The 15,849-nt window shown below is 41.8% G+C and carries 9 protein-coding genes; 4 read left to right on the top strand and 5 right to left on the bottom strand.

The genetic code is table 11. From position 1 onward, the window contains the following. Positions 1–252: 252 nt before the first annotated feature. The gene (locus H5123_RS02355; protein ID WP_182696919.1) at positions 253–762 is read right to left on the bottom strand and encodes a DUF2062 domain-containing protein; all 510 of its coding nucleotides are present in this window, start codon (positions 760–762) and stop codon (positions 253–255) included. Between the two features lie 31 nt (positions 763–793). Here H5123_RS02355 and H5123_RS02350 point away from each other — a divergent pair, with 31 nt between their 5' ends. The 4 genes from H5123_RS02350 to H5123_RS02335 are packed head-to-tail and all read left to right on the top strand — an operon-like array spanning position 794 to position 6,316. Beyond that, entirely contained in the window at positions 794–3,286 is a 2,493-nt protein-coding gene (locus tag H5123_RS02350; RefSeq protein WP_310736130.1) for a DNA internalization-related competence protein ComEC/Rec2, read from the top strand. A 37-nt stretch (positions 3,287–3,323) separates the two neighbouring features. Further along, positions 3,324–5,126 carry a lipid A export permease/ATP-binding protein MsbA gene (gene msbA / locus H5123_RS02345; protein ID WP_124015770.1) on the top strand — a complete coding sequence of 601 codons (1,803 nt, stop codon included), beginning with the start codon at positions 3,324–3,326 and terminating at the stop codon, positions 5,124–5,126. Positions 5,127–5,142: 16 nt separating this feature from the next. Continuing rightward, positions 5,143–6,150 (top strand): tetraacyldisaccharide 4'-kinase, encoded by a 1,008-nt coding sequence (lpxK, locus tag H5123_RS02340; RefSeq protein ID WP_182696917.1) that lies wholly within the window; start codon positions 5,143–5,145, stop codon positions 6,148–6,150. Next, a complete protein-coding gene (locus H5123_RS02335) occupies positions 6,140–6,316 on the top strand; it encodes a Trm112 family protein (protein ID WP_182696916.1) in 177 nt (58 codons plus the stop codon). Before lpxK ends, H5123_RS02335 begins: the two co-directional genes overlap by 11 nt. 259 nt (positions 6,317–6,575) lie before the next feature. On the opposite strand, the gene H5123_RS02330 is transcribed toward H5123_RS02335, so the two are convergent. The 4 genes from H5123_RS02330 to H5123_RS02315 form a co-directional block, all read right to left on the bottom strand. Continuing rightward, complete coding sequence (locus H5123_RS02330) at positions 6,576–7,460, bottom strand: MBL fold metallo-hydrolase (RefSeq protein WP_182696915.1); 885 nt, start codon at positions 7,458–7,460, stop codon at positions 6,576–6,578. Positions 7,461–7,737: 277 nt separating this feature from the next. Continuing rightward, on the bottom strand, positions 7,738–10,803 hold the full coding sequence (locus H5123_RS02325; protein ID WP_182696914.1) for an efflux RND transporter permease subunit: 3,066 nt from the start codon (positions 10,801–10,803) through the stop codon (positions 7,738–7,740). Then, positions 10,800–14,051, bottom strand: coding sequence for an efflux RND transporter permease subunit (locus H5123_RS02320; protein ID WP_182696913.1), 3,252 nt, complete (start codon positions 14,049–14,051; stop codon positions 10,800–10,802). The genes H5123_RS02325 and H5123_RS02320 overlap by 4 nt, the downstream gene beginning before the upstream one ends. Positions 14,052–14,063: 12 nt before the next feature. After that, the gene (locus H5123_RS02315) at positions 14,064–15,137 is read right to left on the bottom strand and encodes an efflux RND transporter periplasmic adaptor subunit (protein WP_182696912.1); all 1,074 of its coding nucleotides are present in this window, start codon (positions 15,135–15,137) and stop codon (positions 14,064–14,066) included. Positions 15,138–15,849 lie beyond the last annotated feature (712 nt).

The raw sequence follows: 15,849 nt of genomic DNA, 5'->3' as shown, positions 1-15,849 counted from the left end.
CCCCGTAGCACTGATCCACCACCAAATCTTCGCTCAGTTGGCCATGCTCAGGTTCAAACTCCCTAATGGTGTATGAGTGCTTAATTGCAGCATTAGGATTTGTTAATGTTATATTTACGAAAGTGGATTAACAGACCAAAAAATTGCACGTTTAGCATAGCGGATGGCACAAAACTTAAATCAACAGCTTTAGTTATAAAAAAGACCGCTATTGCGGCCTTAGTGATTTCAGTTGATCAATATATTCAAAGCTTACTGGCCTTTACGCTTTTGCCATTTAAATAAAATTGAATAGCGCCACATACTTTTAATGACAATATAACCGATTAACGCTGACACAATGCCTAATACTAAGCAACCCACCAAAAAGGGAGGACCTATGGTTGACAACGAGGCCTCAATCCATGCCCAAGTGGCTTCAAACTGAAATGCCTGCGCTCTATGTCCGATGATTTTAGCACCTAACAAATAGGCGCCATAAAACATGATAGGCATGGTTAGTGGATTAGTTATCCATACCAGTGCGACAGCAACGGGGAGGTTGACGTTAAATAAAATCGCAAACCCTGCAGCAACCACCATTTGAAATGGCATGGGGATCCAAGCCACAAATAGTCCGACCGCAAAGGCACCAGGAGCTGATTTGCGATTTAATGCCCACAAATTAGGTTTGTGTAATAGTTTGCCAAACACCCGTAAATACTTATGATCACGGAGTGTTTCTGGTTTGGGCATAAATCTTTGTATTAATTTTTTTGGCATATTTGTCGATTAATGTCTTAACTAATTCATTATGAATCGATTTATCTATGGCTTTTGCGCCTGTTCTTTATCAGCGATGTTATGGCCTTCGCTGGCACCTTTATGGTGTTTACCTATTCTATTTTTGGCTATGCTACTTTGCCTTCGCAAAGGGCCACTTATGGCTGGCTGTTTATTCGCCGTCATTTGGCTGAGCCTGTTGTTTCATTGTCTATATATGCATCAATATGCTGAAAAGTCGCAACAAATTGAGTTTAAGGCGCAGATAGTATCACTAGTTAGCCAAAACAGCGACTGGATTAGTTTTGATGTGCGCGTTATTTCTGAAGCTGATCAAGACGCCTTTTTTGATTCTTGGGCGCTTAACAATGTGCAGCGATATTACCGATTAACATGGCAAAAGCCAGATAAAATTGTTGTCGGTCAAATATGGCAATTTAGTGCAAAGTTGAAAGGGATCTCGAGCATACAAAATCAAGGAGGCTTTAATCAACAAAAGTACTTCATTACTCGGCATATTATTGCCAAAGGCCGCGTTAAACAAGCTGACTTAATTCGTTATGGTGGGTCTTTACGCCAAGATGTTACGCAGAAACTAGCTCCTATATTGGCACTACTTGCTCAGGGCGATATTTTACAAGCGTTAATTTTGGGTGATAAAAGTGCTTTAACCACAGCGCGATGGCAGCAATTGCGTCAAACAGGGGCAGGGCATTTAGTCGCTATTTCTGGGTTACATTTATCGGTCGTTTTTGGCTTGTTTTATGGCATTTTTCTCGGAATAAGCCGTTATGCATTTTCTTGGCAGCATTTAGGTAAAATGCAATTCGCCATGATATTAGCGGGTATATTTACCTTTGGGTATGGCTATTTATCGGGTTTTGCAATTGCTACGCAGCGTGCTTTATTGATGTTATTTCTGTTGCTCATTTTTAGTTTTATTAAGCAGTTTAGCCACCATTGGGATCGATTGGTGTATGCCTTGTTTTTTGTGTTGCTGGTAGATCCTTTTGCATCGCTTGGTGCCGGATTATGGTTATCGTTTGGCGCATTGGCCATTATTTTGTTGTCGGTGCAAGCCAATACGGTTGAGCAGCAGGCAGAGATAGGCACTGATTATGTAGCTAAAAGTATTTCTGCATCTTCCTCTAATATGGCTGAGCGATGCGTACAAAAAATCCTAAAACTTAAAGGTAAGCTGCTTCATGGACTCAGTGTGTTGTGGTCAATTCAATGGCGATTAGCGCTGCTATTGGGAGTACTGCAAGGCATTTTGTTTGGCAGCATTTCACCTCATAGCATATGGCTCAATATGCTGCTCGTGCCTTGGTTTAGTCTGGTGGTGATCCCATTAACGATACTCAGTTTTTACATTTGGTTAGTGGTGTTGTGCATTTTTTTGTTATTGGGTATCGATAGCGACTCGCAACAACACTTAGGTACGATGATCTTTCAATGGGCGAATATGAGCCTTGAGCCATTTGCCTGGTTGTTACAGCTGAGCGATCATTTGCCAGTAAATCAGTTGCTATTAACTGAACAACAACTGGCTGGATTGGTATTTTCTATTTTTGCGATGATGTTGTTGAGCATTCGTCGTCATGTGGCTAAAAAGCAAAAGAGAATTTACCTTTTTTTCGTTACCATATTGCTGCTGCCAATCGTCATCAATAAGTTAGTGACTCAAGAGATATTGCCTGCGCCATCATCTTCATTAGGCTCAACACCATGGCAGCTTCATGTTATTGATGTGGCTCAAGGCATGGCAGTCGTTTTACAGCAAGGTCGACACGGGATTATTTACGATACTGGTGCCGCTTATGGGGATTTTAGCTATGCACAACGGGCAATAGTGCCTTTTCTTGCCAGCCAAGGTATCCGTTTTATTGATTATATTATTATAAGTCATGATGATAATGACCATGCTGGTGGCGTGCATGTGTTGCGTGAACAATTTCCACTGGCGAGGTTAATTGCTGACTTTGCCATATCCTCCAAAGCTTTATCGCTGTCACCAGCCGTCGCACAAGCTTGTAAAGGGCAAATACTCTGGCGCGGTATACAATTAAACTTCATTGGTAATCCGTTAACGGCATCGAATGATAATAACAACTCATGTGTGGTTAAATTGTCTGATGGCTTGTCTTCAGTATTGTTAACTGGAGACATTGAAGCCGACAGAGAGCAGACATTAATTACAGCAAAGGCTGATATTCGAGCCGATATTTTATTGGTGCCGCATCATGGTAGCCGAACATCGTCTACCCCAGCATTTATCGATAGCGTCAATCCGCAATTAGCCATTTTTACCGCTGGTTTTTCTAATCAGTATGGTTTCCCTAAACCTGAGGTTGTTGCGAGGTATCAACTGCAGGGCTGCAAAATATTACAAACGGGTCATGCCGGCCAAATTAGTATTACTTTTGATCAAGGCGAATATAAAATCGCCACTTACCGCCAACAAATGGCTCCATTTTGGTATAACCGTTTGTTTAGATTTGGTGAGTCACTTAAAGCAGAGTAGAATATCATTTATGTTTGTTAGTTAAGTATTGGATTCAATGTCAGCATCACCTAAAAATGAAATGTGGATCGTTTTCAAACGTTTGATGACCTATGTCGTGCCAATGAAAGCCATGTTTATTATGGCTGTACTCGGCCTTATTACTTATGGCGCTGTCGATGCAGCGTTTATCGCATTTATTAAACCTTTTATTGATGAAGGTTTTAGTCAAACGCCAGCCATAGTGGCAGGAGTCGACTTACCTACTCATGGTGGGTTTAATGCCAATAAAGACATTATGTTAATGGCGCCGATTGCGGTTATTTTAATGTTCAGCTTACGTGGTTTGGCTAACTTTGTGTCGACCTATTGTGTGTCGTTTATGAGTGCACAGCTCATTATGGATATGCGCCAACAAGTGTTTGAGCATTATCTGCGTTTGCCTGTAAGTTATATCGACCGCGAAAATAGCGGTAATTTGATTTCGCGCGTCACCTTTGACACTGAACAAATTGCCCGAGCATCTGGCAGTGCGTTAATTTCAATTGTTCGCGATAGCATGACCGCCATCGGCATGTTAGGCATTATGTTCTATTATTCGTGGAAATTATCCTTATGCATACTAGTGATAGGCCCAATTATGGGCGTTGTCATCAGTATTGTGAGTAAGCGCTTTCGTAAGGTGTCTAAGCAGATCCAGTCTGCTATGGGCGGCGTAACGGCAACGACTGAACAGATGATTAAGGGCCATAAAAACGTATTAGTCTTTGGTGGTCAAAAAACAGAGGTTGATCGTTTCTATCAAGTTAACGACCAGAACCGTTACCAGAATATGAAGCTAGCGGTAGCTCAATCTGTTAGTCAGCCATTGATCATGGTTATTGGATCTTTCGCACTGGCGTTTGTGTTGTATGCCGCCACTTGGGATAGCATGAAAACCGATCTGACCGCAGGTACGTTTGCGGCTATTTTAGGTGCCATGTTAGCCATGCTACAACCGATTAAGAACTTAACCCGAGTTAATGCGGAGTTTCAACGCGGTATTGCAGCTTGTACTACTGTATTTGAATTATTAGATACTCCGCCTGAGCCTGATAATGGCCCGTTCACTATTGATCGCGTTCAAGGCAAACTGACATTTGAAAATGTGACCTTTTCTTATCCTGGGCAAGATAAACCCGCTTTGAACGGCATTGATTTTGAAGTTAAACCCGGTAAAACCATCGCTTTAGTAGGGCGATCTGGCTCTGGTAAGTCCACTATCGCGAGTTTGATTACGCGTTTTTATGGTGGATTATCAAGCGGTGATATTCGCCTTGATGACACCAGCATTTACGATTACCAATTAAAATCATTGCGTAATCAAGTGGCGTTAGTGTCGCAGCAAGTGACCTTATTTAACGACACCATAGCGAATAATATTGCCTATGCTTACCCAGGCGAAGTTACCCGCGAGCAAATAGTTCGCGCTGCTGAGCTTGCTTATGCGATGGAGTTTATCGAGACATTGCCAAAAGGGCTCGATACCCAAGTGGGCGAAAATGGCGTGTTGCTTTCTGGTGGTCAACGTCAACGTATTGCGATTGCTCGCGCTATGTTACGTGATGCCCCAGTATTGATTTTAGATGAAGCCACATCGGCTTTAGATACTGAGTCTGAAAAAGCGATTCAAAAAGGCCTAGATAATCTGCGTCATAACCGTACCTCAATTGTTATCGCTCATCGTTTATCGACAATTGAAAGTGCTGATGAAATCTTGGTTATCGATCAAGGTCGAGTTGTTGAGCGCGGTAATCACAGTGAGTTAATTGCTCAAGCTGGTATTTACGCCAATCTTTATCAGATGCAGTTCAGTCAATAATGATTAGGTGTTTGTAATGCAACAGTTTATTCATCGGATTTGGTATCAAGGTCATCAAGCCAAATGGTTATTACTGCCATTGTCCGGTTTATTTTGGCTCATATCTACTATTCGCCGTGGACTGTTTCGTTTTGGGCTTAAACAGGCACAAGTTTTACCCGTGCCTGTGATAGTGGTCGGTAATATTACCGCTGGTGGCAGTGGTAAAACCCCCACAGTGATTTATTTAATTGAGTTATTACGCCAACATGGTTATAAACCTGGGGTGATAAGCCGAGGTTATGGGGTGAATATTGATGGCGTAATGGCTGTTAATCATCATGCCAAAGCCTGTGAGGTTGGTGATGAACCGGCCATGATAGTGGCTCGTACTCAAGTGCCTATGGTTGTTGGCGCCAGTAGAGTTAGTGCCGCTCAGGCTTTACTCTCTGAGTTTGATGTTGATGTCATCATTAGTGACGATGGTTTACAGCATTATGCTTTGGAGCGTGATATTGAAATAGCCTTGGTCGATGGTGAACGCCGTTATGGTAATCATTGTCTATTACCCGCAGGTCCGTTACGAGAAGGTTTGTGGCGTGTAAATTCGGTTGATTTTATCATTAACAATGGCGGTCCGGCTTATGACGGTGAAGTGTTGATGACTTTGGAGCCAGCGCCGCTTTGCCAGATCAACAGTCTTCTGCACCATGAATTTAGTCAGCAGGACAGTGTGGTGGCTATGGCTGGTATAGGTAATCCACAACGTTTTTTTAGTAGTATTAGCCAGTTAGGCTATAAAGTAGTACAAACCGTTGAGTTTGCAGATCATCAGGCTTTTGACGCAAAGCAATTAAACGCGTTATCTGTGCAACATTCATTATTAATGACTGAAAAAGATGCGGTTAAATGTCGCGATTTTGCACAATCAAACTGGTGGTATTTACCTGTAAATGCGAAGCTTAACTCAGAATTTGATCACGCATTGTTGAGCCGACTACAGCAAGTGGCTCAAACTAAAAAAGGATTGTCTCATGGCATTTGATAAAAAATTACTCGAAATTGTGGCTTGCCCAGTATGCAAAGGCAAGCTTGAATACGACAAAGAGTCACAACAGCTTATCTGCAAGTTTGATAAGTTAGCTTACCCTATTACCGAAGGTATTCCGGTTTTGCTGGAAAATCGTGCTACAACCTTAGTTTCTGAATAACCCTAGTTACTGAATACCCTAGTTATTTAATAACGTTAAAACAGTAACTCTGGGTATAATATGATTAAGCGTCCGTTGGACGCTTTTTTATATTCATTAGGTAAGCACATCTAATAGTGGCTAATTTACTTTTAGGGCTTTACAGCATAAAAAAAGCTTGCCGATAAAGGCAAGCTCATTAACCTCTGGAGACCATCACATCAGATTAATTATATGACGCGACAAGATTTACCTTGATAAACCGTCAACGATACTAAGGTTACCTTTGGGTGGATAAATCTTGATATAAAGTTTCAATCCATTTATCTGCAGAGATAAATTCCCAGCTCCAATCAGCGTATTTTTCTGGTACACCTTGTTTTTTGATGCTGGCTAAATCGTTCCCTAGTTCAATTTCACCTCGCATCCAATTAATGCTGTCATCTAGCATATGCTTAAATTTAAACAGTGCATTTTTATCGGCTAAATCGCCATGGCCTGGGATCACTTTGGTCTTGTTGTCTAAACGATCCAATATCAAGCTGACGTTTTCACGATAACCCGTCACCGATCCTCCGGCATCTAAATCAATGTATGGGAAACGATCTTTGAAATATAAATCACCCATATGAATAATATTAGCCTTTTGCCATATCACTACGCTGTCACCATCAGTGTGTCCGGGACCTAGGTGGATAATCTCTAAAGTGTCTTGGTTAAAATGAATGGATATATTGTCTCCATAAGTGATAACAGGCAGGGCTGAGGAGGCGATTTTATTTTGTGTTTGAAGACGCTTGAGAACATTATGGTGAGCTAAGATTGTACCTTGTTCACCAAAGTGAGCATTGCCGCCAGTATGGTCTGCATGGTAATGAGTGTTGACTATGTACTTGGGAGCACCTGGTTGAATTTGATTCAGTGCCGCGGTAATTTTATCGGCTAAGGGGGCATATTGGTCGTCAATGATCAATATGCCATCACTGCCAGCAGAAACTCCAATGTTGCCTCCAGCACCAATAAACATGTAAGTATTATTATCGAGTTTTTTCGACTTAATGGTCACATCATTAAATTTATCATCAGCCATGGCAGCTGTTTGAGTGAGTGCTAGCAAAGCGAGTGCACTGAGTCCGATGATATGACGTTGAAATCTTAATTTCATTATTATTCCCCATTGCTGTCTTAACAATTGTTTTATTGTTACTAGTACTGCCTAGGTTAACAATTTGATCACATATACAGCAATGATAAATCATACAAAGGTCTAAAGTATCGGTTCGCTAGCTTACACTGGTTCAGAGCACTTAACGCTAAGTATTAAGTGCTCTGATGTCTTAGTCCGAGTAGCTATTTTGGCCAAATGGGTTTAATACCTAAAACTTATTGCGGCTTAATGCTGTTAGCATGCACTAATCGCTTTAGATTAAAGTACCTAGAAACTACTTGGTCCACGGGAGTATTTTTTGGGCAAATGTATTCGATACTCCTAATCTTATCGCGGCTTTATGGCGCATGAGATACAAGGCTTGGTAACATAATGGTACTAAATATAAGCTAGTTACCGTTGAAAAGGTTAACCCACCAATAATGGCAATCGCCATAGGGGAATAGGGGGGGCCACCGCCGCCAATCTGTGTGTCTCCCATTGCTAAGGGAACTAACCCCAGTACCGTGGTGGCCACTGTCATTAGTACCGGCCGAAGACGTGTAATACACACACTGATAATCGTGTGACTTAGTTTATCTAAATCAGGTGTCATTTGATTGATTTGATCAACCAATACAATACCGTTATTCACCACAATGCCCATCAAAATAAGAATTCCAATCATCGACATTACCGACATGGGTGTGCCGGTTAACCACAATGCCCAAAACACTCCCGTTATTGAGAACAGAATTGAGGTGATAATAGCGGTAGGTAACAATAATGACTCAAACAAGGCTGCCATGACGATATAGATCATCGCAATCGCCAAAATCATATTGACGACCATAATTGACTGGTCTTCATCTTGGCGTTCAAACCCACCCCGCAGTGAGTAGCCGTATCCATAAGGGAAGTTGACCGAGTCCATGACTTGAGTGATTTTAGTTTGCGCTTCTTCGGTTGTCATATCCTCAAGGTTTGCGCCAATGGATAATGCTGTTTGGCGATTAAAATGACGAATAGTATCAAATCTAGGAACTACAGTGGCTTCGGCTAAACTGTCAAGGGTATAGACTCGGTCACCTTGGCGAATAATCGGTAACTGCTTAAGTTTTTCAAGCGAGTTTTGCCAGCTTTTGTCATAGGCCAGTTCAATGCGGAGCTCGCCGCTAGGATCATGGCGAAATGAACGTAACTGCGAGCCTCTTAACGCGATCGCAATATTTGAAGCAATATCACTTAAGGTTAAATCCAGTCTGGCTGCCATTTCGCGGTTTATTACCACAACCACTTCTTGCTGAGCGCCATTCACTTCCGAGCGCACATCAACTAAGCCCTCAATATTGTCGAGTAATGGCATCACCTGCTCACTGATCCGAATGAGCTCAGTTGTCGATCGTCCGGTTAAGGTCACACGAATACCGTTATTTTCATTGCCCCAGCCAAACTGAGGCGTGGCAATGGAAAACTTAGGGAAGCCTTCGCGGATCATTTTCTTTAGTTCGCCAATATCTATCGGGATGTCTTTTTGCAATAAAATGGTCGATTGTGCATCTTGCGGCGCGTAATAACTGTAAACCGCATCAATATAAAACTTTTCTTTATTGCTATATAAGTAGGTTTCCATGCTGTTAATCATAGCTTCGGTAACCGCTAAATTATGCCGACCCTCTAATTGATAATTAATGTACAAACGGTCATTACCTTCCCCGTCACCCTGATCTTGTTTCACCATGCTTAACGGCAATGCGGTTGACACTAATATTGCTAAGGCAATGACTCCAGAACGTTTTGGCCGCGTTAAAATCCAAGTGAGACTACGCTCATAAAATCGTCCCAAACGGTTATTGTCTGCAGTGGTTTCGACATCAAAATGAAAGTGATTGAGCATCAATGGGATCAGGGTTTTAGCGACCAACAACGATGCTGAAAGCGAAATACAAATCGCCACTGCAACATGTTCTAAAAAGATGGTTAGCTGCACTTTAACGCCAAAAATATTGGGTAAAAACACGATGGCAGTGGTTAAGGTGCCCGCCAGAACGGCTAAAGAGACTTTATCCACGCCAGTTAACACGGCTTGTTGGTTCGCTTTTCTCTGACAAGTATCGTCAATGTGTGCGGCTTGTTTTTCTTGCAGCACGCTTTCGGTGACAACCACTGCATTATCAATCAGCATGCCGACGGCTAATAACAATCCCATCATAGATAAAATATTTAAGCTGTAGCCTAAAAAGTACATACCGGCCAATGTCATACATAGAGAAATCGGTACAGATGAGATAACCACTAAGGTCATTTTAAGGTTATGTAAAAATAGATACAGCACCCCAAATGATAATACAGCTCCCATCAAACCAGACAACAGTAAGTCTTTTAACGATGATTTAACCCCATAGGCTTGATCTTCCATAATGAATAGCTTGATGCCATTAAATTGCTGATCTTGCTTAACCAGCTCGATGACCTTGAGTACCCGATCAGATACTTCAACTAAATTGGCGCCTGACTCTTTAAATACATCAATTCCCACAGCATATTTTTGGTCTAAATGTCGGCCTTCAATTTTTTCTGGCAGGGCATAGCTCACCATAGCGATATCTTGCAGGCGAATACCCGGTACAATGACCAGATTATTAATGTCATCAAGACTGGTAAACTCACCTTTTGGCGAGACTTGGTACACTCTCGAGTCTTCTCTTAACGTACCGGCACTAATGACAAAGTTTTCCGCGAGTAAACGCGAGCGTAAATCGAGACTGTTGAGGCTTGATGCCACTAATTTATCGGCATCAAGGCGGATTTCAATCTGCTTTTGTTCAACACCATAAAGAGTGACTTTCGACACGCCATCAACGCGTTCAAGTGGCTTGCGTAACTGTTTATCCAATAAATCAAAGGCATTTGATAGTTCGCGCTCGCTTGATATGCGGATAGTGAGCACTGGCATATCGGCAGTTGAGAACTGTTGGATCATCACCCGCTCGACATCTTTGGGAAGTAAATGTCGTACCGAGTCTATTTTCTCACGCGCTTCAAGGCTCTTAGTGGCAACATCTTCACCCCATTTCATGTTGAGCTGTATAAAAGCACCATCTTGAGTCGAGTCGGAGCGCACCTCTTCAATGCCGCTCATGGTGGCAAGTGACTCTTCCAGAACTTTAGTTATATCGCGTTCAACTTCTGCTGGGCTAGAGCCTTTATACGGGACTTGCACCACAACTTGTGGAATATCAATCCCTGGAAACATTTCTAATGGCAGCATTCTACTGGCCGCCATGCCAAATAACATGATGGCTAAGAAGAACATACAGGTGGTTACGGGGCGTTTTATGGCTAGCTGAGTGATATTCATGCTGGCGTCTCCGCAGTATTCAGCTCATCATCATTTTGGGTGTATTGTTTGCGGTCAAATAGCGCATATAAGGCAGGAATAACCAGCAATGTGAGCAAGGTAGACATGCTTAAACCAAAAATTACTGTAATCGCCATGGGCGCGCGGACCTCACTGCCATCGCCAATCCCTATTGCCATAGGCAATAAACCTAACGTTGTGGTTAACGTGGTCATCATGATAGGACGCAAGCGAGATTGCGCAGCTTGATTAATTGCCGTGAGCTTATCCATGCCTTCTTGGCGCAGTTGATTGATGCGATCCACCAATACAATGGCATTATTGACCACAATCCCTGCCAGCATAATTAAACCAATAAACACCACGACACTTAAATGAGTACCGGTAATAAATAAACCAATAATGCTGCCTGCTACGGCCATGGGCACAGCAATCAAAATTAATAATGGGTGTAACAAGGATTCAAACTGGCTGGCCATCACTAAGTACACTAAGAAAATGGCTAGAACGAGGGCAATTTTTAATGAGTCAAATGATTGTTCCATTTCTTCATTTTGGCCACCAAATCTGGCTTGAATAGAGCTTGGGAATTGCTGTTGAGTCAATATTTGCTGTGCTTGAAGTACGGCTTCACTTAAATCGCCGTAGGCCAAATTCGATGACACGATAGCCACGCGTTGTTGGCTAATACGGTTAATCGCTGACGGACCAATTTGTAAGTCAATGGTAGCGATGGCACTTAACGGAATCGGCTGGGCGCTATTGGGGTTAATGATTAATGATTCAATGTCGCTTATCTGATCGCGCTCATTTAATTCACTGCGCACCAAAATATCCACTTTACGATCACGCACGGTGAATTGGCTGGCAATAGTGCCACCGACACGTTGAGCAATACGGTTAGCGACAGTGGGAGCATCCATACCTAACGCAGCGAGGCGAGCATGATCAAAGCGAATGCTGATCTCCGGCTGCCCGTCTCGTAGGGTAGTATTGATGTCACTAAAGCGATCTGATTCAGACAAGGCTTTTACCAGCTGATCAGCACTTTGCTTAAGTTGCACTAAATCATAACCTGATAACTCAATTTCAAGCGGGGTTTTGAAACTGAATAATTCAGGATGTTCAATCTGCGCTTCGAGTTCGGGGATATTTCTAGCTGTATTGCGCAGTACCTGACGAACCGTAGTAAAGGCTAAAGGATCATTTAGTACCACTTGTAATCTGCCCCAGTTTTCACCGCCTCGAGCAGTATCAGATGTCATTAATCCGCCGCTGCCTGCTTGACTATAGGCATGCTTAACATCCTCACGGTCTTTAATCGATAAGGCTAATTGTTGTAATACCGCATCCGTTTCACTGACTTCTGTGCCAGGTGGTAATAAAATTTCGACATAAAACTCACCTTGATTCATTGGTGGAATCAGCTCAACACCGAGCTTAGGCAATAGACTAGTTGATGCCAGAGTTATCACTAGCGCAATGACAAGGGTAAAGACTTGGTGGCGCAGGACATGGTGAAGGACTCGGTAATAAAATGATTCTACTATGCGGTAGATGACATTAAATCCAGCGCAAATAGGTTTAAGTAATAGGCCAAAAACGCTACTTACAAAACGACTAATAACGATAATAGCGGTTAACAATCCAGCGGGTAAGTAGCTAAATAGTAGCTTAAAGGGAAAGCTCAACACGGCTAATAAGTAATAGCCAATTTTACCTTTACGGCTAGTCGGTTTTGGTTTTATCGCGACTTCTAGCGGTTGTGGCAGACTGGTAAAACCTTGGCGTGAAGCCAGCATAGGAATCGCTGTTAAGGCGACAAACAATGAGGCGAGCAGGGCAAAGGTGACAGTGAGTGCTTGGTCGGCAAATAAAGCGCCTGCGATACCATCAACAAACACTAAAGGCACAAATACTGCCAGAGTGGTCAGGGTTGAAGCAAAAATGGCCCCAGAGACTTCTTTACACCCCGTGACCGCAGCCTCAATTTTACTCATGCCTTGAGATTTATAACGGTCAATGTTTTCTAATACCACAATCGCATTGTCGACCAGTAAACCAATGGCTAATGCAATGCCACCTAACGACATAATATTTAAGCTAATATCAGCAAAATACATCATATTGAATGTCGCAATAACTGAAAAGGGAATTGAGATTGAGATGATAAGTGTGGCAATAATATCACGTAGAAACAGGTAGATAACTAACATCGCCAGTAAACTGCCAAATAACGCAGCTGAGGTCACTTCATTCACGGCACTTTCAATAAATTCAGATTGGTCGTAAATAATCTTTAACTGATTCTGCTCACTTGCTTGGTTAATTTTATCGAGTTCTGTGCGTATTTTTTGCGCTACCGCAACAGTATTGGCGTCACCTTCTTTGTAGATCGCCAATTCAATCGATTCTACTTCGCCGATGCGGGTAATGTCGCTGCGTTCTTTATAGGCATCACTGATATCAGCAACATCAGATAATCTGACTAAGGTTTGACCATCGCGATAAACAATGACTTGGCCTAATTCTTCAAGAGAGTTAAATTGATTTAAGGTTCTGACTAAGTATTCTTTATCACCTTGGATCACTTTACCTGCCGATAGGTTGATGTTCTCTTCATTAATTCGGCGCTTAATTTGGTCGGCATTCAGATTGAGTTGGCTTAATTTTTGTTGATTTAATTCAATGTGAACTTCTTGTTCTAATCCTCCCGACAACCTTACTGCGGCAACCCCCGATAAGGCTTCTAAGCGGCGTTTTAATTCTTCATCTGCAAAGGTACGCATTTGCTTTAGTTGCTCAGCATCTGCATCAGGCAATGAAAAAGCTAAGCGCATGATGGGGTCAAGATTGGGGTTAAAACGCAATAATAATGGCTTATTAATGTCTAATGGCAGCTCGATAGTGTCGATTTTTTCGCGGACTTCAAGGCTCGCCATGTCCATATTTGTGCCCCATTCGAACTCGAGTACTACATCAGACATACCGGAGCGCGAAATTGAGCTGATTTTGCGTAACCCTTTAACCACGCCAACAGCTTCTTCAATCGGTTTTGAAACCAGCTGTTCAATTTCAACTGGCGCCGCGCCATCATAGGCCGTACGGATAGTGACACTGGGATAGCTTAAATCGGGTAATAATTTTACCGCAAGGCGAGAAAATCCAACCATACCAAAAAGCATCACAGCTAGCATGAACATCCACACAGTAACCGGGCGGTTAACAGACGTATTGATTATCGACATTATCCCGCTCCGTTATCGAATAGCAGCGAAGCTAAGTGGGGTAATTACTTCTACCAAGGCTTGGTCTTTAAGGTTTTGCTGACCGCGGATGACGATTTGTTCACCCGCTTCTACGCCTGATAAAATTTCTACTGTGTTATTTTCACGAAAGCCCAAACTCACTTCTCGTCGCTGGGCCTTAGCGTCTTTAATCACATACAAAGCTTGAGTGTTGTCTTGGTTGATTAAAGCGTTATAAGGTACTGTAAGTACATCTAAGTGGGTGTCGTATTTAAGCTCAACCCGTGTAAACATGCCTGCTTTTAATGTTGCATCTTCATTAGGTACGGCTAATGTCACTTTAAAGGTGCCGCTTTGCGCATCTACAACAGGGCTAATTCGCAGTACCTTAGCATCGATAATATTAGATGTTGTTCCCTGATGTTGTTGAATAATACTGGCTTGTTGCCCAATACGTAAGCTAGCAAGTTGCTGCTCTGGCAAATGCAATATGCCGTAAAGCTGGTCCTGGTTTACCACATAAAACAGTTCTTGAAACTCTTTTGCCATATTGCCGGCTTTGACATAACGTTCGGCAATAACGCCATTAATGGGTGAGACAATTTGGCTTTCCTTAACTTGTAATTCGGCTAAGTCACGTTGCGCTTTCGCTGCCTGTAAATTGAATTCGAGTTTAGCCATTTGATCTTGGCTAATAAACTCTTTGTTATTCATTTTATTTAAACGATTTAGTTCTTGTTGAATAATTTGCACTTCGGCTTCAGATCGATTGAAATCATAACGCTGACGTTTGGCATCAATTACCGCAAGTATTTGCCCCTTAGTCACTCTGTCGCCTTCTTCAACATTTATAGTTTCAATAATACCTGCAATACGGCTCATCACATGGGATTCCTGTGGTGCCTCCAGTGTTGCTGTCGTGCTGTAAAAAGAAGAAACATTGCCTGTGGCGACGAGTGTTGTTTCGACTGGAATAGCAAATTTTTGTTCTTCTTTTACTTGCTCTTCTTCGCCAGTGCAACCGCTAAGCGCAGCAATACAAAGTAAAGGGAATGCTATTTTTTTCACGTTGATGAACCTATCCATGTGGTACCTGCCAGTATTATATATTTAGTTAAATGACGTGAGTCAGCTTATGTTATGCCTAAGTAAGTAAACGTCACGTGTTATTTGTTATCAATGTTAATTAACAAACAGTTAAGCACTAAATGTGCCATATTTTATTATCCATATATAACAGTAGTTTACATTTTTTATTCGATGAGGTTAGTCATATTGACAATGTTAAATTGGTGAAAATAATTAATTGTTGGTCTAATAGATTAATTGGGATTCATCACTATTGAGTTCATCAGTTACTGTGGTTGGTTCTTGGTCTAAAAGTGAGTGCATCCGTATCTAACCGTAAGTAAGGGCGAGGTATTACTGATTAAAGGAATCGCTATTTTTTCTTATTAGTATTGCTATAAACGGGATGGCTTAAATGATGAAGTAAAGCTAAAAATTTTATGTGCTAAGTGTAAAAAGTTAAATGTGAATAATCAATAATCAATAATCTTTTCAGTCGTAGCGTAAAATGGATAATTAATAGTGCAATCCAGAAATAGTGGCGGTAATTAAAGATAATGAAATTTCATGGGACACTGTGTAAGCAAAATTTATTGTTAAAGTGTCACACGATAAAACATCCTTGATGATGCAGTATTGTTTCTTCTAGATTTTTATGAGGAAAATTATATTTATAAAGTTAACTAAGCTGAAGTAATAATATTTTTATAACTATAACTATAACTATAAC

Origin of the sequence: Shewanella sp. SR43-4 (assembly GCF_014163845.1) — a bacterium.
GTDB lineage: Bacteria > Pseudomonadota > Gammaproteobacteria > Enterobacterales > Shewanellaceae > Shewanella > Shewanella vesiculosa.
This window is presented reverse-complemented; position numbering and strand designations above follow the sequence as displayed.